Source organism: Streptomyces litchfieldiae, from assembly GCF_031845365.1.
GTDB lineage: Bacteria > Actinomycetota > Actinomycetes > Streptomycetales > Streptomycetaceae > Streptomyces > Streptomyces litchfieldiae.
Genome location: NZ_JAVREL010000160.1, coordinates 1 through 300 on the forward strand (window position 1 = coordinate 1; position 300 = coordinate 300).

Annotated in this window: 1 pseudogene; it reads right to left on the minus strand. The window is 66.3% G+C overall.

The annotated features are described in order from the left end of the window. Window positions 1–300 (minus strand): annotated as a pseudogene (locus RM590_RS35865) (IS630 family transposase); the annotation flags it as partial.

Sequence of the window (300 nt, forward strand, 5' to 3'; positions counted from 1 at the left end):
CAGGCCGTTGCGCACGTAGTCGTGGGTGCGGCGCTCGGGCATGCCCGGCATTATCGGCAGGACCGGCTGGGACCGGTCCAGGGCCTGGATCTGGGACTTCTCGTCGACCGAGAGCACCACCGCGCCGCCGGGCGGGTTGAAGTACAGGCCGACGACGTCGTAGACCTTCTCCACGAACAACGGGTCCGTCGACAGTTTGAACGTGTCGGTCAGGTGCGGCTTGAGCTGGAACTTCTTCCAGATCCGGCCGATGGTGGACTTCGACAGGCCGCTGCGGTCCGCCATCGAGGCGCGTGACCA